Source organism: Bacillus sp. FSL M7-0307, assembly GCF_038627835.1.
In the GTDB taxonomy this organism is placed as follows: domain Bacteria; phylum Bacillota; class Bacilli; order Bacillales; family Bacillaceae; genus Bacillus; species Bacillus altitudinis.
Genome location: NZ_CP152023.1, coordinates 3,663,615 through 3,682,614 on the forward strand (window position 1 = coordinate 3,663,615; position 19,000 = coordinate 3,682,614).

Here is a 19,000-nt window from a genome sequence, read left to right on the forward strand (position 1 = left end):
CGCTAATTCGGATAAACGAGTTTATTAATTGTAGGATATAGAAAAAGCCAGACAGTTCATTATACTCTGTCTAGCCACATGTTCACGTTACTTATAGTCATTGATTGGTCCTTTATCCATCAAAACATCAATTTCATTTGAAGACTTCATTTTTAATTTAGGTCTGCGCTCGGAATTCGGTTTGCTGTAAAGCTCTAACGGACGGATGATCACACCATCATTCGTGTTTTGAAGAATACCTGGGACACAAGAATAAATTCGATCATTGTCATTTGCATGTTTCGCGTGAATCGTGACAGACGTTCCTTGATGATTATCGATACTCATAGACACTCTATATCTATAGAAAGAACCTGTTCCATTTGATTGAGCAGAGTAAACAACGGGTACCACCGCAAGGATATCATCATTTAACCTTAGTTTAATGACTTCCGTTTTCATTGATTCACGATCTCTACCGACATCTCCCATATGCTCAACAGCCCCGTTACCGTAACTTTTGAGAGCGGGAACACCTTTTGCGCCAAACATGGCCACATCTATTTGTTTTCCTGACTTCGTATAGACCAATGCGTAGATATCATAATCGGTTCCAGACTCCCAAGATACTGTAGCCGTAATCTCTGGTGTTTTTTCAATGATGATCGGTTTATGACCTTTGTCTAGACTAATTTTACCTTGAACCTTCTCTAAGCTAATAGGTGCAGAGACTTTCTCTTTAGCGGCTGTGTTCATTGGAGCAGGCTCATTAATTTGTTTTTCAGAAACCATTGGAGGAGGTGTAGAAACATCCTGTTCATCAGGTTCAACCTCCACCCCATAAAGCTTGCATAGCCCTTCCAATCCAGAATCGAAGCCACGCCAGATGGATCGTGCTTTCGTTTCACTATTTCTTATGTATAGCTCTACTACGACAATACCCTTTTCATTTGTAAAGCTTACTGGTGTTAAGTATAGCACCTCATCACCTGTTCGAATTTCTGCTTGCAGATTCTTCACATGAGAAAAGCCGATTCCTCGATCCTCTGTTAGTGTAATAGCCATCTTTGTGATTCCGACGGGCACTTTGCTCATATCAAAATTCAATTGATGTCTTTTCAACTGATCTGATATCTCTGCTGGTAAAAGTGTCGCGACACCCGTAGCACTCTCCGGCTGATTGTAAAAAATAATGCCATTATCTCCTTGAACTAGATCTGAATCTGTTAAGAGAAACGCCGTTAAAGAAATATCAATTGCAGATGACACTTCATAACTGATGAATAATTGCCCCTTTGGAAAGTTTAGTACGGTATTGGCACCCATTTGCAGAGTTTGATTCATTTCAACAACTCCTATTCTTTATCTACCATTTATCGTTTTTATAGACCAATTATACCGAATTATGTGATAGAACCTATTAAAACCTTTACCTCTTTTCAACCTCTACAATGATATGAGACAATGCCAACTAAAACCGCACTACTCTAGAAGGGAGAACCATTGTGTATAAATTAATTATTCCTGCTGTTATGGTGGTATTCAGTCTGTGAATTCTTCTTCAATTATCAATGAACATCAATATCTTTCAGAATCCAATGAACTATTTTACCGTCATTACCCTCTTTTTTCTTTGTATTCAGGAGTTATTGAAACATAGACAATAAAAAGATCACTCAGGTACATACACTTTTTTCAGAGGTAATAAGGATCTTGTCTCAGCTGGCATATGTTCATACCAATGTACAATAAGATTTACGAGTTCTTCTAAGTCCACTAGATGAACCTCATTATGCTTCGCAACAGCTTTTGCATGAGAAGTAAACCCACCAGTAGAAACAAATAAACTGTTAGCATTCATTGGATTAGCACCTAATAATTGCTGCACCTCTGGCGAACTGGCTGAATTTTTCCGATGCTTTACTTGTACTTTAATAATAGGCTTTTCAAATCCAAATGCATCTTTATAAGCTAATACATCCACACCGCCATCTGGCCCTTTTGGACTCACGCGAACATTGTATGACATTGCTTGCAGTAAGCCTCCGACTAAGTCTTGCATTTGCCACGGGTCCAATTTATCTACTTTATCTTCAATCATGACAGTAGCTTTGCTGACTAAATCTTCGATAATTTCATCTTCTTCGGTTTCATCTTCAGGTGCTGATATAGATGTAGGGTTTTTGAGTAAATGTTCAATCTCTTTCCCCCAATCATCTACACGAAAAACAGTTGATATAGAACCGAGGCTGTTCTTAGCTGATTGACTGAGAGAATCTCGTTTAACTGCTATTGGTTCCCAATTTACCTGAATATGATTTGGATACATTTTATCTCCAACTGCTTCATCAAAAAAATGCGGAGCAATCACCGTACCTACTCGATATTCACGGCTTTCTTTTATGTACGTAATGATTCGATCTCCCTTTTTGATTTCTCTACTAAACCTCCATACCTGACTGACCCAGCTTCTTCTCGTAAAAGGTTTGTTCTCAGCGAATATGACATCAGCTCGAGCATTCATCTCTTGCTTTGTTTGATATTGTTTTGGATTACCTAATTTAGGCCACCCTATCGATGCAATGCCTTTCTCTTCCCAAATTGTAATTAATTCGTTTTGGTCACCCGCACGAACCATCCACCATTTCGTCATTTACTACCTCTCCCATTCCATCTATCTTCTCTTATTTTCATCATCAAATATTCTATCTAAATTATAAGACTTATTTCTTGTTAACAAAAGGATATGCGCACCATTTTTGTCGAAAGAAACACAAAAACCCGAACAAGCGTATACCACACTCATCCGGGTCTGCATTTTCCTTTGTTACACTTCTTCGCCATTCGTTGCAATGACGTTTTGATACCAAGTAAACGAATCTTTTTTGAGACGCTTCATCGAGCCGTTGCCTTCGTTATCGCGGTCAACATAGATCATGCCGTAGCGTTTTTTCATTTCACCGGTTGTGAATGACACGATATCAATGATGCCCCAAGGTGTGTAGCCGATGAGGTCCACACCGTCATATTCAACCGCTTTTTTCAGTGCTTGAATATGAGAAGCGAGATATTGAATTCGCTCTGGGTCATGAATAGAGCCGTCTTCTTCCACTTGATCAATGGCACCAAAGCCATTTTCCACAATGAATAGCGGGATTTGATAGCGATCGTAAAAACGATTCAATGTATACCTTAAACCTGTCGGATCAATGGACCAACCCCAGTCACTTGATTTGATATACGGATTTTCTACACCATGCGGCAGTGCTCCATTGACAATGTCTCCGTTGTGATCAGATACCACATCGCTTTTGACCGTTGTTGACATGTAGTAGCTAAAGCCAAGGTAATCTACTTTTCCTTTTCTTAAACTTTCTTCATCCCCTTCTTCAAAAGGAATGTGATAGCCTTCGCGTTCAAATTCTTTTAACGCGTAGCTTGGATAGTAGCCACGCACCTGGACATCTGGGAAGAAATAGCGCTGTCTCATATATTCTTCTGCCAGCATGACATCCTCTGGGTTCGAGGAATATGGATAAATTGGCACGTGGGACACCATCGCTCCAATTTGAAAGGACGGATTGATCTCTTTTCCTTTTGCGACTGCCCATGCACTTGCAAGCAATTCATGATGTCCCGCTTGATACATGACTTCTTTGGCATTTTCGCCTTCTTTGACAGATACCCCTGAATTTGTCCAAAGGAACAACGGGTTGTTGACGTCCATTTTGTTATTGATTTCATTAAATGTCATCCAGTACGTGACCTTGTCCTTGTAACGATTGAAGCATACTTCCGCAAATTTTACGAAATATTCAGCGACTTTTCTGCTTCGGAATCCGCCGTATTCTCTTGCCAAATGGAGGGGCATTTCAAAGTGAGACAGCGTAATGACAGGCTCGATGCCATGTTTAATCAGTTCATCAAACACATCATCATAAAACTGTAAGCCTGCTTCATTCGGCTCGTCTTCATCCCCTTTAGGGAAAATTCGGCTCCAGCCGATCGATGTTCGTAAGCATTTTAATCCCATTTCAGCAAACATGGCGATATCTTCTTTGTAACGATGGTAGAAATCAATGGCTTCATGGTTTGGATAAAAAGTTCCTTCTTCTATCGTTTCCGTGATCTGTCTTGGAACACCATGAGCACCTGCTGTCATGACATCTACAACACTCGGCCCTTTGCCAGCTGCATTCCATCCACCTTCGAATTGATGAGCGGCTAATGCCCCGCCCCATAAAAAATCTTTTGGTAAAGTCATTATCTATTCCTCCTATTTCACAATTGTCATCATGACGTCAGTTGGCTGACATGTCGAACGTTTCTCTACAATCACATCTTCGTATGCTTGGGTATTGGTAATGATAACAGGTGTGATTGTTTGTAATCCTTTGCTTTCAATTGCTTCCTGATCAAATGTCATCAACAAGTCACCCTTTTTCACCTTGTCGCCTTCTTTGATATTGAGTGTAAATGCCGATCCATCTAGAGAAACCGTATCAATTCCTACATGAACAAGTAACTCTACACCAAATTCAGAACGCAAACCAATCGCATGTTTTGTTGGTGCAAGCATGACGACACTGCCATCAAACGGTGCAAACAGTTTGTTATCGGTCGGATGAACGGCAAAGCCTTTCCCCATCGCACCAGAGCTAAATACGGCATCTGGTACTTCAGATAACGAAAGCACCTTTCCTGTAAGTGGAGCCGTGATCATTTCTTCATTGTTCATAGAAGCTTGTGTCGTTTCTCCGTCTTGATCTTTAACAGGTGTTTCACCAGCTGACTGTTCTACCGTATCTTCTCCATATCCGAACATTTGAATAAGCACAACTGGTAAAATCAGCGCAATGGCCACACCAATCAAAATACCAATGATAGACGTTGGATAATCTGCATTGATTCCGTTCACAATGGTCAGCGGGCCAGGCAGCCCTGCATATGCAAAGTAATAGGGCGTAAAGAAACTGGCCACAATGGCACCGACCGCTCCAGAAATACACCCGAAAATAAACGGCTTTTTAAAACGTAAGGTGACACCGTAAATCGCAGGTTCCGTAATACCGAAGAGTCCTGTGATTCCAGCTGAAACCCCAACTTTCCGTGTTTCCCGATTTCTTGCTTTTAAAATAACTCCCAGCACCGCACCGACTTGAGCGATAACAGCGATGGTTTGATATGCCTGAAAGGAATCACGTCCATATTGTTCAAAGTTCGCAAGCACCATTGGCGTGATGCCCCAGTGAACACCGAAAATCACGAGTACTTGCCAGAAACCACCGATAATGGCACCTGCCAGAGCTGGTACATTTTCAGCTAAGATATTGTATCCGTTTGCAATTCCATTTGCACCTGCTGTCGAAAGAGGACCGATTAATAGAATGGTTAACGGAACCATGACGACCATACATAGAAATGGAACAAATAGCGGTTTGACGACCTCATGAATTCGTTTGTTTAAGAATTTTTCTACATAGGAAAGAATCCATACTAAGAAAAGCGGCGGCAAGACGGATGATGTATAAACTGTTTCAGATAACGCAATTCCTAAAAAGGTCACACCTTCCCCTGATGCCACACGTCCGGCAATCTCTGTCCAAGCTGGACTGACAAGCGCTGCTGTACAAGCAACCGCGATATACATATTCGTTTTAAAATGCTTGGCTGCAGTTATCGCAATAAAGATGGGCAAGAACGTAAACGGTGCCCAAGAAATAAAGCTAAACACTTCATAAGTTCCTGTTTTCGAGAAGCTTGGAAATATCAAATTTATTAAGATAAGTGCTCCTTGCAAAATACCAGCTGCGGCTAAAATATACACAAATGGCGCAAACACAGCGGACATGGTCGCAATGACCCGATTCAGTATCGTTCCTTTGTGTTCATTCGGCTGGTCATCATCCGACGTTTGAAGCTGAACAAGATTGGAAAAATGCTCATATACCTCACCTACATGCTGACCGATCACAACCTGAAACTGACCACCGTTTTCCACCACTGTAATGACGCCAGGCATGGCGTTGATTGCTTCTTTTGCCTTTGGATTAGAACGCTTCAGCACCAAACGCAGCCTCGTGGCGCATCTTGCGGCACTCAGCACATTTTCCTCTCCGCCAACTGCTTCTAAGATGTCTTCTGCAAGCTTTTGATAATCCCTCACTTTTGACATATAAACCCCCCTTTATCACCACTAGTATATGTACATTATAATTATACCGGTACAATTTATCAATACCTATATAATTTCAGTTTGCATATCAAAAAGAAATCGGGATGTGCTATAATACAAAGACAATAAATCGTGAAAACAAAGAGGAATGGCTATGTTAAAGTATCAACAAATTGCGAGCGATATTGAAAAATATATTGTCACACATGAGCTACAGCAAGGAGACAAACTTCCTGTGCTTGAGACTCTTATGAATCAATTTGCTGTGAGCAAAAGTACAATTATCAAATCATTAGATTTACTCGAAAGAAAAGGGATTGTCTATCAGGTGAGGGGCAGCGGCATCTTTGTGAGAAGGCACAGGCGCAAAGGCTATATCAGCCTTTTATCCAACCAAGGATTTAAAAAAGATTTAGAGGAATTTCAACTGACATCAGAAGTTCTCACGTTAGATACCGTCAAACCGCCAGAAGAAGCTGCGCTGAATTTAAACATTGAACCAGATGAGGATGTTTTCTACCTTAAACGCATTCGTTACATCAATGGACAAACTTTATGTTTAGAAGAGTCCTATTACCGGAAAACCATTGTTCCTTACCTCAACACAGAAATTGCAGCCGATTCTGTATTTAAATTCATTAGTGAAGGCCTTGGTCTTAAAGTGGGCTTTTCTGACATGTACCTGCAAGTTGGCAAACTAAACGAAACTGAAGCGAAGCACCTCGGACTTAAGCAAAATGATCCTGCTCTTCGCGTCGAAACCGTCTTTCATCTCACAAACGGCCAGCCTTTCGACTTCTCGAAAATCACATATAACTACATGCAATCCCAATTTTTTATTCAGGCGAATAATTATTATGGGTGATGAAAGGAAAAAGCCCCTCATTTTTGAGGAGCTTTTTTTAATGCTGGTATCATTTGTAGTAGTTATAGTCATTGAATGTTGCGATCATATCTTCTTGTGTCCCTTTTTTCCCACGATTCGTATTAAAATATAACGTTCCGTCATCGAAATCAACAGCTTCTATCTCAAAAAGAGTAAATGCACTGCTCGTTATTCGGAAAGATAGGTCATTTCTAGTAAACAACTCTTTTGAAAAATCTATTGTTGTTGTTCCCTTTTGCTCTTTGATCATTTGGTTGATATTTAACGGATACGTGAGAATAACACTCGCATTAGAAGCCCCTCCGTTGGGATCTGGCTTAGATAAAGGGACATATAATGTTCCTTGGTAAAAAGAAATTCCTTGAAGAATGTACTTCGAAACATCTACCACTGATTGATTTATCACTGCTTTTGTATAATTTAATGTAAATGTGGCCTCATACTCAAATTTTCCTGTTTGATCATTAAAATCTCCAATGAAAAAGCGATTGCCAGACCTCACAATAAATTTGTCTGCTCCAACAGAATACGTGATGCCGCTAACTGATAAATTCGTTCCCTGGTACTGAAGGACATAGGCTTTAGCCACTTTGTATGTACTTTTTTTCGTGTTCACTTGTAGCTTCACGATCTTTTTTACATACTTGACACCATCGGTCATAGGGGCTACATAAATACTAACTTGCTCATCTCCTTTTTGGGCTTTGACAGCTAAGTCATTGGCATGTCCTAAATCATAGCTAGTACTATTCGTGTCAGAGTTTTTAAGAAGCTTCACTGTTCTATTGCTTGACGAGCTGTTCATTTTAATAGAGTACAATTGTGTCAGCTGGGTTGAAGTATTTATTTTTGCAGCATAAATCATGTTATTGTTACGGTCGACACACATTCCTTGCATAGAGGTGTAGAATCCAGAGCCTGACATTCCAGTATACGTTGTATATGTGTTGAAATAACCGGATTGAGCTTGAACACTTGAAGACCACATACTGCAACAAAAGATAATAGCCGTTAGGACAACATATTTTATTTTTTTCAAGATTGGCACCATCCTATGATTGGAGTTATTTTGAAAATACGATCTGAACATAAAATCGTCACCCTTAAAATGAATGACGATTGTTATAGAAATTAAGTGTGATCATTTATTAGGAAAATCTACTTTTCAGCCTTAAACGTCTTTACTATCTTACTACTCTCTGACATTCCTTTTCCTGTAACGGTAACGTAGATCTTTCCGCCCTTAGCGCCTAGTTGTTTGATGGTCACCTTTACAACCTTACCTTTAGAGACCGTTGACTGACCAATTAATTTTCCTGATTGGTTATAGATTTTAACAAGGTCCTGTTTCGCTAATTTACTGACGGTGATCACGTCATTTTTCTTCTTGTTGTTGACGATGTTGATTTGGCTGCCTTTTAATGCAGAGGATGGCTCACCTTTAAAAGAAACAGCCTGTTTTCCGCTTTCCAACATCTTGTCACTGCTTCGTGTAACAAATACTTTTCCGCTCTTAGCCCCAACTTGTTTGACGTACAATTTGATGGATGAACTGTTAGCCGGTTTTGATGCGGCTAGTAGTTTGCCGTTTGTTGAATAAACTTTGATGACGTCTTTTTTCTTAAGCTTACTCACTGTAATGACGTCATTTTTATTTTTAAGATTATTGATTTTGATCTGGTTGACTTTTAGAGCGTCTGATTTTTCACCCTGATAGCGAATTGGTACTCGATTTCCCTCTTTTAGACCAGGTTCTTTCATGCTGATATAAAGCGTTCCACTTGTTTGACCCAATTGTTTCATGGAAATCGTCATGTTCGAGCTCGATGCAGTTTGCTGGGCAATCGCTGTTCCACCAGAAGCTTGTTTAAAGATTTTGATGACGGATTGTTTTTTGATTCCTTTTATCGTCACCGTATCGTTGTTACCTTTATTGTTCGTCACCTTCACTTGGGATGCTGCAAGCGGAGATGTGACGATTTTTTTGACGGTTACAGCAGGCAGGGAGACCTGTCTATTTCCACTTAGCAACGTGATCGTCACTTTAGATCCCTGTCTTAATTTTCCCGTTTTTAATTTGAAGTTTTTTCCTGGCGTAATGGCAAATGGTCCATATTTCTTTATCGTGGAACTTGTGCTGAGCTTGGACATCGCTTTAATTGTATTATTCGATGAATCAGATTGCACTTCTACAACAGCTTTATCCCCAAAAGTACTGATTCCATTAATGGTATCACTTGAGTCATCGATTTCTTCCACAAATACTTTCTGTACATCTTCTTGAGATTGATTTGCTTCAGTCGGGTTATCAGCCATGAACGACTTTACGGTCATTAAGTCGCCACCGATTAGCTTTGAAACAGGAACTTCATAAAACCCTTTAGCGTCTGTCTGACCTTCTCCAATGATTTGGTCCTCTCCATTTAGAATATGGATGATACTTTCTGGAGTTGCGGTTCCACTAATTGATGTTGATAGCTGGGTAAATGGGTTGATTGTTGGAGCCGTCGATCTGATACGAAAAAATCTTTCATTCAAAACATTGTCATATGCTGGTTCCATGACTTGTAATTTATTTTGGTCTAAGAGCTTTAGGGTATCTTTGTCTACACTAAATTCAAAATTTCCATCTCCATCTGCTGTCACCGATTGATTGATGACACCAGATTTCTCGTTTTTAAAGACGATCTTTGCATATGGAATTCCCGTTTGGCCTTTCACTGATTTAGACCATTTTGTCGTAGGAATAAGTGAGATTTTATTAGGATTAACAATTTTTTTGTAAACGTCGATATTGCTGCCAGTCGTCATTTTCACTGTTAGGAATGTGCCTGCATTTAGGACAGGAAGCTTTAAATGAATGGCATCATTAAATGTTCCTGAGGCAATCACTTCACCATCTTTCATGACCTCTACTTTTGTGTTCTTCACAGTTTTCCCAGTTAGCTCCTGAGAAGTATCATATATCGGATCTAATGAGGTAAACGATTCCTTGAAAACATACACTTTGTTTGAAGAAAGCTTTGTCCCATTTTGGTCATACGTATCTAGCTCTATCGTTTGGCCTGAACTAAAATTTGAAGAGAACAACTTAAAGTTTCCGTTACTATCTGCTGTTGCGTAGTGCATATATTTAGATTTCCAATTAGCAGGAACACCCCAATCTGCAAATGCGACAATCGCATTTGGCGTTGTTTTACCCGTCAAATAGTTATCACCATATTGATAACGATCAACCGTTGTTTTCGTTCCACCCTCTGCGGCACTTACATTTTCTTGTATATTCAAACTCAACATCATCATACAAAGAATAGAAGCTACTACTTTCAGGACTATTTTCATAAAGATATCCTCTCTTTTCCTATTAATGTTTTTATATACAAATATTATACATTTTAACCAATATAGGTACAAGGTTTAATGTTGAGTCTAAAGACTTGTATAAAATCCATATTCATAGATATAGAGGGTGATATCGAACGATTTTTCATTTTGCATTAATCATACAAATTCATCACATCAAAAAGATTCATTTTACGAATGCATCATACAAACTTATGATGAACATAACAACATGTTTAGGAGAATTCGTCAGATGAAAGATATTAGAGTGTATCATGTCGATGCGTTTACAACTGAGAAGTTTGGAGGTAATGCCGCTGGGGTGGTGTTGGATGGGGAATGGTTAACGGAGGATGAGATGCAAAATATCGCCAAGGAGTTGAACTTACCCGAGTCCGTTTTCTTACTGCCGGCACATGATGAGAAAGCCGATTATCGAGTGAAATATTTCACTCCAACGGAAGAGGTCAATTTCTGCGGGCATGCGACGGTTGGATTGACTTGGCTTTTAGCGACGGAGCTAGGGATGGCTAAAGAAAAATCAGGGGTTGTGTTAGAAACAAAGATCGGCCATGTTCCCGTTATATGGCACGAGGAAAATGGCAAAGTTGTGGATGTGGAGATGACACAGGTCACGCCAAAGACGCGAGATTTTATCATCGATGTAGAAGAGCTTAGTGACATGCTCGGTATAAGCAGTGACAGGATTGATCCATCCTATCCTATAAAATTAGCAAACACCGGAAACTGGCATCTCCTGGTTCCGCTGAAACATCAGGATGACATTGATCAAGCGGCACCAAACTTAGCAGCTTTAGGGAAAATGAATAAAGCGCAGGGTATCACAACGACTCATCTTTATACGTTTCAATCCACAAAAGACTGTGATCTTTATACAAGGGATTTTGCACCTGGCATTGGTATACCCGAAGATCCTGTAACGGGAGCAGCAAACGGAGCATTAGCCGGATATCTGTATTTGGAAGGGATCATTCCTCAGCAAGAAATCACTCATCTGCGCATTGCTCAAGGTGATGCCATCGGCAGACCAGGATTGCTTCGTATCACGGTCATTCCGAATGAAGCAAAGCCGGTGATTAAAGTTGCAGGTGCAGCGGTTATTACCATTCGCGGGGTAATCACGCTATAAATTGATCAGCTTGAATAGAGACTCTCGTTCAAGCTGAATCTATTTAAAATGATCTTTGACCACTTCAATCCATCTTTTAGTAGAGGGAGAGGCTGCGTTAAAAGATTTAAACGCCATATTGATTTCGCGATAAACACTGGTCTCAAGTGGAATTACGTTCGCATGAGGCACCTGAGGCGGCAAAATCAACTTCGGAATGATCGTGAGCCCAAGGCCTTCCTGAACCATAGAGATGAGCGTATTGTTGTCCCCAATCTCAAATAAAACATGGGGTTTTACGCCTCTTTCTTTTAATATTTTCTTAATGAGTTGATCACAGCCCGCTTTTGGCATAATAAATGGTTCATCTTGGAACGAAGCGACTTCCATCACCTTCTTTGTATGGAAACGATGACTCTCTTGCATGAGCACTACCAATTCATCTTGAAACAATGGAACAGTTTCCAAATCTCTAGATGGCTGTGTTAAAAACCCAAGATCAACTGTGCCAGACGCGATCCACTCTTCAATCTCTTCATAGCCGCCTTCGTATAACTCCAATTGGATATTGGGATAACTTTTCGTAAATCGATGTATCAGCTGCGGAAGCATTTTTGAAGAAAAACTAGAAAACGTGCCGATCTTAATACTCCCCACTTCCATCCCTTGAATCAACGCCGCCTCCTGCTCAAGCAATGACGCATGATGAATGATTTGGCGAATATGCGGCATCACCCGCTCACCTGCATCTGTCAGCGACAGCCCGTTTCGATTCCGATGAAGCAGCACAATCCCAAGCTCTGACTCAAGCTTCGCCATATTATGACTCACCCCAGACTGCGTCAGCCCAAGCTTCTCACCAGCTTTTGTAAAGCTGCCGCATTCAACAACTGTTTGAAATACTTTGTATGGGAATGTCATTCGTTTGCTCACCTCACTTTAGATCTTGGCAAAACCTACTGTTAGACATGTCTGTGATTTTTCGATTTAATTGTTGTTCGACCAATTGAAAACATGCCTGCTGAATCCATAAACGTTTAAATGTATAGAGTTGTTCTTTTTCATCGCCATGCATCTCTTCATCTTTTTCTAACTGAAAATCTGTCAATTCGATTTTGTCATGAACATGCATGTGAATAAAAACATGCGCATTGTGAAAATCATGCATATGCTCTACTAAAGCTGAGATATTGGTGATAAAGTCATCAAATATATCTTCTTCTAGCGTTTTCTTGAGATCTAGATGGCTGTGCACATCCATTGATATGTAATTATCTCTTTCATCCAGTTCTTCTTGAGTGGCCAGAGGATTATCATGAATCGTTGCTTTTCTATTTAAATCTTTAATCGAGAAATAGACGATGATGTCTTTATTATCGAGAAATTCATACTCCCATATCTCTGCATCTCTTAATCTTAAAATGCGGGTGAGGTTGTCCAACTTTTTAAACCCTCCAATTAATTATTCATCGTCGTCGATGAAGACCTCGACGCCGCTTCATCCGCCTTCACACAATCAATCGCAACAACCAATGCAATCATCACAGGCTCCATCTCTTCTTTCAAAATATCCACCTTATAGCTATCCCCCCAAGTAAACCATTCCTTCTTCACTTGACCGATCACTTCGCCGCTTTGCAGCACTTGGAAATTCATATCCCACCAGTTCCCTTGTACTTCGATTCCAGCAGCATCAATTGAATATTTGGCTTTGAAGAACGTAAACTCTTTTTTGATCGTCAATACCTCTTGCCCTCCGACTTCTACTAAAAACTTTGGTAAAAAGCTAAACATTTTCTTTGTAATCACAGCGATTTCTTCTCGTTCTGTATTCAAAATGGTAAACGTCTTTGGCACCTTCATAAAGCTGCCTTCGACTACATATACATCATTCTCCTGTTGGTCCTTTACCGTAAACCTTCCGCTCAGACTAAATACCTTCTGCTTCATATACAGCTGCTTCATATGTACCTCCGATTCAGTTCAAAAAATTTATCCGTTCTTACATTACCTCTGATTATACCAAAAAATAGAATGTGCAAAAAACCACCTGATAGCAGGTGGTTTTCGATTACTGATCCATTTTCAGAGATTCTTTTTCATATGTTTGAAAAGCATTTTCCATTCCCATGATGATCTCTTTAATTTTGACATAACCACTTGTGTAAGGAATAGAATCTCTAATCTCTTCCCACATAAAATGATAGAACTTCAGGTCATCCGTTTCACACATCACAAAATCTGTGTAATCCTTACCTGGAAGAGCTTCAGCATCAAAAAAGCGCACCGTCACATGTTCCTCATATTTCTGCATCAACTCTTGCAGCGAAGCCGCATGGGTTCTCCGCTCCTCTCGTGGTAAAGCAAGCCAAGATGGATAGAACTCTAATAAAACAACCATCATATATTTCATCATCATGCCCCTCGATTCTTCTATGATGTGATGATTGTACGCCAGATCTAGAGAATGTGCATTAACATAGGTTAATGTTCAGCAGGATGTAGCAGCCTGCTCAGCGAAACCGGAGAAATACCGATATATGAGGCAATATGATATTGAGCGATACGTTGATGTAACCCGGGATATTTCAATAAAAACGCCTGATATCGCTCAATTGCTGGCAAATATAGCAGTTCCCTCTCACGCTCTTCCTTTCTCGTATACAGCCTTTCAACACTCACCCGAACAAACCGCTCCCACATATGACTTCTGTCCATCAACATTTGAAGCAGATCATACGGAATTTCAATCACGATAGAATCCTCCATCGCTTCAATCGAATAAGGAGAAGGCTGCCCGTTGATCATACTTGCATAAGAAGTAGCAAAATCATCTTCCAACGTAAAAGCCACGTTGTATTCCCTTCCATCCGGTAACAAATAGAAGAGACGGAAGAGCCCCGTTAGACAGAAATAAGCATGCTTCACTGGATCGCCAGCCTTGATCATGCATGTACCCGCTTTTAATTGTTTAATCGCTGTTCCATCTTTGAAGGCTTGCCAATGATTTTGTTCAATTGGATATTTCGATATTTTGGTTTTGAAAGTGTCGTATGGGTCAGTTATTTTGTCCATCTGTAAGTAACCTCTCGATTAATAGAAGAATTGATAAAAAATGGTGTCAGAAAACACTCAGGTTATAATGGAAATATAAGCGAAGATGAGGGGAGAAACAATGAAAAAAATCACTTTTTTTGAGTGGACCATCCATTTACAAGCAGACTTAACAGCGATTACAGATCATCATGAAAAGAAAAGTCTCATTTGACACACACAGACGAGACTTTTCTCAAATACTATTCCTTTGGAAAAACCGTCGTAAAGGTCGTTCCTTCTTTTTCATTTCTTTCTACTTCAATAGAAGCATTGTGATACGACAGGACTTCTTGCACAATGGATAATCCAAGACCCATTCCCTCTTTATTTCGTGCCTGATCTACCCGGTAAAAACGTTCAAATATTTTTTCTAATGTGTGCGGTTCTATGCCAATCCCCGTATCTCTAATTGTCACGACCGCTTCCGATTCATTTTCATTACAATGAATACTGATTTCCCCAAACTCTTTGTTGTATTTAATGGCATTGCCAATTAAATTCTCCCAAACATTGATCAACAAAGTCCGATCCGCATATACCGAAACAGGCTGTAGATCCAACTTAATTTCTAGACCTTTCTCTTCTATCCGCCATAGCATCGAATGGACCACTTGATGAAGCTGCTCATCCACCCTGACGATTTGTTTATTCGTTGGATATGTCCCTTGATCAATAGAGGTTAAAATGAGAAGTTGTTTCGTTAAGTTAGATAATCGCTTTGCTTCTGTTTGAATAATGTGGTTGTATTTTTTCCCTTCGCTTGATGAAATCTCCTCATTTAGTAATTCAGAATACCCTCGTATATTTAATAGTGGTGACTGAAAATCGTGCGAGACGTTATTCACAAATTTCTTCCTTGCTTGATCGGTATTCTCTAATTTCTGCTGCATCATCCGAAAACGATCAGCGAGCTGACCAATTTCATCTTTTCGATTGATCATTAATGGATACTGAAAATTATGGTTTGCCATCTCTTGCGTCGCACTCGTCAATTCTGAAAGAGATTGGGTTACCTTTCGAGACATGAATAAAATGCCAATGATACTGCTCACAAAAACGGCGAAGATAAATCCAAAAATAATCAAATGGAACTCTGTAAAGAAACTGATATTATTCGGACGTAGAAATAAGCCCCATTCTTCCCCTTCAATTTCTATCTTCGTCCCTACCGTATTTTTTATATCATTTGCGAAATGACTCATGATTAAGTATGAATTTCTAAAGGATCTGATCCCGTTGTACGCTTTTTCGCCTTCAAATAAGGCGTGCATTTGGTCATTCCATTTTTTCGTTTTAAATGGTTCACCAAACATCTTCATCTCCCCATCTTCTTTAACCAAAGCGATTTGGTACCCTAGATCGCTCATGGTTTGCAAAAAGTCAGAAGATGCCCGCAAGGTAATTTCGTGTTCTTTGATTTGTTTAGATAACTGCTCGGCAATGACTAAATATCGATCATTCATTTGCTCTTTGACAACATGATTGTAAATCAAGTTAGAACAAATAAATCCAATGAAGATGCTAATCAAAACAATCAAACACGTATATAGCATAAAACGTTGTTGTAGTTTCATTCTTTTACCTCAAGTTGATAGCCGAAACCACGTATTGTGACAATCTCAATCGTCGCTTCCGCTCTTTTTAAACGTTCTCGTATGCGGTTAATATGCGTGTTTAATGTGAATTCGGGTTGATCTAACGTATCCCCCCAAATGTCATCAATTAAGTCCCAGCGGCTTACATTGCGGTTTGCCCGCTGCAGTAGATAATACAGAATTTCTAATTCACGCATGGGCCAGATATATTGCTGATTGGCAATCGTTAATTCCCAACGGTTCGTATCAATTTGAACATTTCCCGCAGTCTTTATAGCTTCTATGGATTTACGATATCGTCGTAAAATCGCATTTACACGGAATAGCAGTTCTTTCGTTTCAAATGGTTTGACGATATAATCATCAATCCCCTGTTCAAATCCTTGTTGCTTATCTTCAATCTGCCCTTTCGCTGTCAGCATAATGACAGGCAGTTCATATTGTTTCGTCACAATGTTCGCCAGCTGAAAGCCATCCATCCCAGGCATCATCACATCAATAATCATAAGATCAAATGACTGATGTTGCAAAAAAGCAAGCGCTGCCTCAGCATTGCTTGCTTTTGTCACTTGGTATCCCGCCTGCTCTAAATGGATGGACACTAATTGCAAAATGGCTTCATCATCATCCACAACCAATACATGCAATTATCCTTCCTCCTTTATTTCCTTAGCTTTGTCTTTTTCAAAGAATAATATGAGTGACGGCAGCAACATTCCTCGCACGAAGAATGTATCGATGATAATCCCAATAGCGACAATAAAACCAAAGATAAATAAATCGGTAATCGGCATGGTCATTAATGCGGCAAACGTTGCAGCAAGAATGATCCCCGCTGAAGAAATCACCCTGCCTGTGTTTCGTATCGCTACTTCTAATGCAGCTTTGACGTGTAACGTTTGACGTTCTTCTAAGAAACGGCTCACAAGGATGATGTTATAATCAATCCCTAATGCCACGAGAAAGATAAAGGCATACACAGGGGCACGAGTTGAAATCGCATCATATCCAAATAACACATCGACTAAGAAAATACCTAAGCCTAATGCAGACACAAATGAGATTAAAATCGTCGCCATCATATAAATCGACATTTTCATGGAACGAGTCAAAGCAAGTAACAAGACAAGAATGAGTAATGTTTCCAGTAAAACGATCTTTTTAATATCGGATTGATTCACTTGTTGCTCATCCACTAATTTAGCCGTTGTGCCTGCAAAAGATAACTGAACCTTTTGACCATCTGATAATCGATAGGTGGCTTGATCTGTACGTAAATCTCCTAAAAATTCAATGGCCTCTATACTGTATGGATTCACTTTTAATGATATCGTCATTTTGCCGTGCTCTCCATCTTTGGTTACCCCCGAAGGGCGAACCGATCCTATCTCTTCATTTTCTGAGAATTGGGCGGAGATTTCTTGTAAATGTTCCTGAGTTAGCTTTTGACCAGTCACAAGTACTGTTGTCTGGGCTAGATCACCTTTATTAAATTTTTCCTCGACGATTTCAAATGCAACACGAGAAGGTAAATCTTTCGGGAAATTTTTCACCGAGTTAAATTCATAATGTAAATTGAAAATATTCGCACCTGTCACAAGTAAAAACAGTAAGACCGCACCACCAATTAATCCTGGTTTTCGAACCACGAATTTGGCAAGAGGTCCCCATATGCCATGTTTTGCTTCTTCTGCTTCACCATATGTCGGCACTTTCGGCCAAAATGCTTTGCGGCCAAATAATGCAAACAAGGCTGGAATCAGTGTGACAGAAGCCATCATAATGACCACCATCGCAGCACCAAAGATTGGCGCAAAGTTTTGATAATCACGGAAATCCGCCACAAATAATATGATCATAGCCGCAAATACTGTACCGCCTGCAAATAAGACCGGTTTGGCTGTTGAACGCATCGCCACTTTCATCGCTTCAAATTGATTTTCATAGAGTTGTAACTCCTCACGATAACGCGAGAAAACAAACAATGAATAATCAATCACAGCAGCAAATAATAAAATACTCATAATCGAAGTGGTCGAGTTATTGATATCAAGTCCACCAACGCCAAGTAAAGCCACAACTTGATTCACCACTTGATAGACAATGACCGTTGCGAACAATGGAATGATCGCTAATAACGGAGAACGGTAAATGACAATCAATAAAACCAAAATGATTGCAACAGTAGCTAATAGCAGTTTCAAGTCGGCAGATTCAAACAGCTTAACCGTATCCCCCGCTATACCTGCTGGGCCCGTAATATAAAAATCAGCATCTAGCCCTTTCGCTATGTTTGTACCGACATCCGTTGTCTCATCATTAATCTTTGCATAATCAGCATTGCCTAATCCCGCTTTCAAGTTCATTGGCACAATCATCGTCGTTTCATCTTCTGATAAAAAAGCGGATAACGCTTGAGGAGGCAATGCGGACACATCGACAATATCTTCAATCCCCTCAATCTTTGCCTCTTTGATTCCTTGAATGATCGTTTTTACATCTTGAATAGCCAGCTTTCCATTAGGGTGATGGAACACATATAATCCCGGAGTTCCTTTATCATTTGGGAAATACTGATCTAACTTCTTTTGTGTCACGATGGACTGAGCATCACTAGGTAAAGATTGAAAATTGCTCACTGTATGATCGCCCAATTTAGGACCAGCACTCAACCCGATCATGAGAACAAGCCAAATGATAACAGTCAGCCAAGCCCCTTTTTTTGTCGACATTTTATCCATAAATGATCTGAATACTTTCATTAATCGTTCTCCTCCTTTTCTCACCGGTACGAGTAT

Annotated in this window: 16 protein-coding genes and 1 pseudogene; 3 read left to right on the top strand and 14 right to left on the bottom strand. The window is 39.9% G+C overall.

The features are described 5' to 3' along the window. Positions 1-87 precede the first annotated feature (87 nt). A complete protein-coding gene (locus tag MHI41_RS18720) occupies positions 88-1,323 on the bottom strand; it encodes a TerD family protein (protein ID WP_342494405.1) in 1,236 nt (411 codons plus the stop codon). Between the two features lie 161 nt (positions 1,324-1,484). Between MHI41_RS18720 and MHI41_RS18725 the strand changes: the two are divergent. Further along, positions 1,485-1,646, top strand: a pseudogene (locus tag MHI41_RS18725) (hypothetical protein). A gap of 5 nt (positions 1,647-1,651) precedes the next feature. On the opposite strand, the gene MHI41_RS18730 reads toward MHI41_RS18725, so the two are convergent. From MHI41_RS18730 to MHI41_RS18740, 3 genes are all read right to left on the bottom strand, one after another. Beyond that, complete coding sequence (locus MHI41_RS18730; protein ID WP_046527586.1) at positions 1,652-2,632, bottom strand: restriction endonuclease; 981 nt, start codon at positions 2,630-2,632, stop codon at positions 1,652-1,654. Positions 2,633-2,806: 174 nt separating this feature from the next. Beyond that, positions 2,807-4,246 carry a 6-phospho-beta-glucosidase BglA gene (gene bglA / locus MHI41_RS18735; protein ID WP_342494776.1) on the bottom strand — a complete coding sequence of 480 codons (1,440 nt, stop codon included), beginning with the start codon at positions 4,244-4,246 and terminating at the stop codon, positions 2,807-2,809. Positions 4,247-4,255: 9 nt separating this feature from the next. Next, complete coding sequence (locus MHI41_RS18740) at positions 4,256-6,154, bottom strand: beta-glucoside-specific PTS transporter subunit IIABC (protein ID WP_342494406.1); 1,899 nt, start codon at positions 6,152-6,154, stop codon at positions 4,256-4,258. A gap of 154 nt (positions 6,155-6,308) precedes the next feature. Between MHI41_RS18740 and MHI41_RS18745 the strand changes: the two genes are divergently transcribed. Beyond that, the gene (locus MHI41_RS18745; protein WP_342494407.1) at positions 6,309-7,019 is read left to right on the top strand and encodes a GntR family transcriptional regulator; all 711 of its coding nucleotides are present in this window, start codon (positions 6,309-6,311) and stop codon (positions 7,017-7,019) included. 49 nt (positions 7,020-7,068) lie between these two features. Here MHI41_RS18745 and MHI41_RS18750 read toward each other — a convergent pair whose 3' ends face one another. Together MHI41_RS18750 and MHI41_RS18755 are read right to left on the bottom strand one after the other, a co-directional pair. Next, positions 7,069-8,079, bottom strand: a complete 1,011-nt coding sequence (locus MHI41_RS18750; protein ID WP_186366145.1) for a hypothetical protein — start codon at positions 8,077-8,079, stop codon at positions 7,069-7,071. 119 nt (positions 8,080-8,198) lie between these two features. Next, complete coding sequence (locus MHI41_RS18755; RefSeq protein ID WP_342494408.1) at positions 8,199-10,382, bottom strand: hypothetical protein; 2,184 nt, start codon at positions 10,380-10,382, stop codon at positions 8,199-8,201. Positions 10,383-10,635: 253 nt separating this feature from the next. On the opposite strand from MHI41_RS18755, the gene MHI41_RS18760 reads away from it, so the two are divergent. After that, on the top strand, positions 10,636-11,532 hold the full coding sequence (locus MHI41_RS18760) for a PhzF family phenazine biosynthesis protein (protein WP_342494409.1): 897 nt from the start codon (positions 10,636-10,638) through the stop codon (positions 11,530-11,532). A gap of 39 nt (positions 11,533-11,571) precedes the next feature. Here MHI41_RS18760 and MHI41_RS18765 read toward each other — a convergent pair whose 3' ends face one another. From MHI41_RS18765 to MHI41_RS18800, 8 genes are all read right to left on the bottom strand, one after another. Then, on the bottom strand, positions 11,572-12,432 hold the full coding sequence (locus MHI41_RS18765; RefSeq protein ID WP_046527580.1) for a LysR family transcriptional regulator: 861 nt from the start codon (positions 12,430-12,432) through the stop codon (positions 11,572-11,574). A gap of 13 nt (positions 12,433-12,445) precedes the next feature. Beyond that, positions 12,446-12,952 carry a hypothetical protein gene (locus MHI41_RS18770; protein ID WP_048002014.1) on the bottom strand — a complete coding sequence of 169 codons (507 nt, stop codon included), beginning with the start codon at positions 12,950-12,952 and terminating at the stop codon, positions 12,446-12,448. A 17-nt stretch (positions 12,953-12,969) separates the two neighbouring features. Next, positions 12,970-13,476: an LURP-one-related family protein gene (locus MHI41_RS18775; RefSeq protein WP_041508058.1), complete on the bottom strand. Its 507-nt coding sequence runs from the start codon at positions 13,474-13,476 to the stop codon at positions 12,970-12,972. Positions 13,477-13,582: 106 nt separating this feature from the next. Next, a complete protein-coding gene (locus tag MHI41_RS18780; protein ID WP_342494410.1) occupies positions 13,583-13,924 on the bottom strand; it encodes a darcynin family protein in 342 nt (113 codons plus the stop codon). Positions 13,925-13,995: 71 nt separating this feature from the next. Next, entirely contained in the window at positions 13,996-14,586 is a 591-nt protein-coding gene (locus MHI41_RS18785; protein ID WP_342494411.1) for a Crp/Fnr family transcriptional regulator, read from the bottom strand. A gap of 221 nt (positions 14,587-14,807) precedes the next feature. Then, complete coding sequence (locus MHI41_RS18790) at positions 14,808-16,181, bottom strand: ATP-binding protein (RefSeq protein ID WP_342494412.1); 1,374 nt, start codon at positions 16,179-16,181, stop codon at positions 14,808-14,810. Next, positions 16,178-16,849 (bottom strand): response regulator transcription factor, encoded by a 672-nt coding sequence (locus tag MHI41_RS18795; protein WP_342494413.1) that lies wholly within the window; start codon positions 16,847-16,849, stop codon positions 16,178-16,180. Before MHI41_RS18795 ends, MHI41_RS18790 begins: the two co-directional genes overlap by 4 nt. Beyond that, positions 16,850-18,964 carry an MMPL family transporter gene (locus MHI41_RS18800; RefSeq protein WP_317328362.1) on the bottom strand — a complete coding sequence of 705 codons (2,115 nt, stop codon included), beginning with the start codon at positions 18,962-18,964 and terminating at the stop codon, positions 16,850-16,852. Positions 18,965-19,000 lie beyond the last annotated feature (36 nt).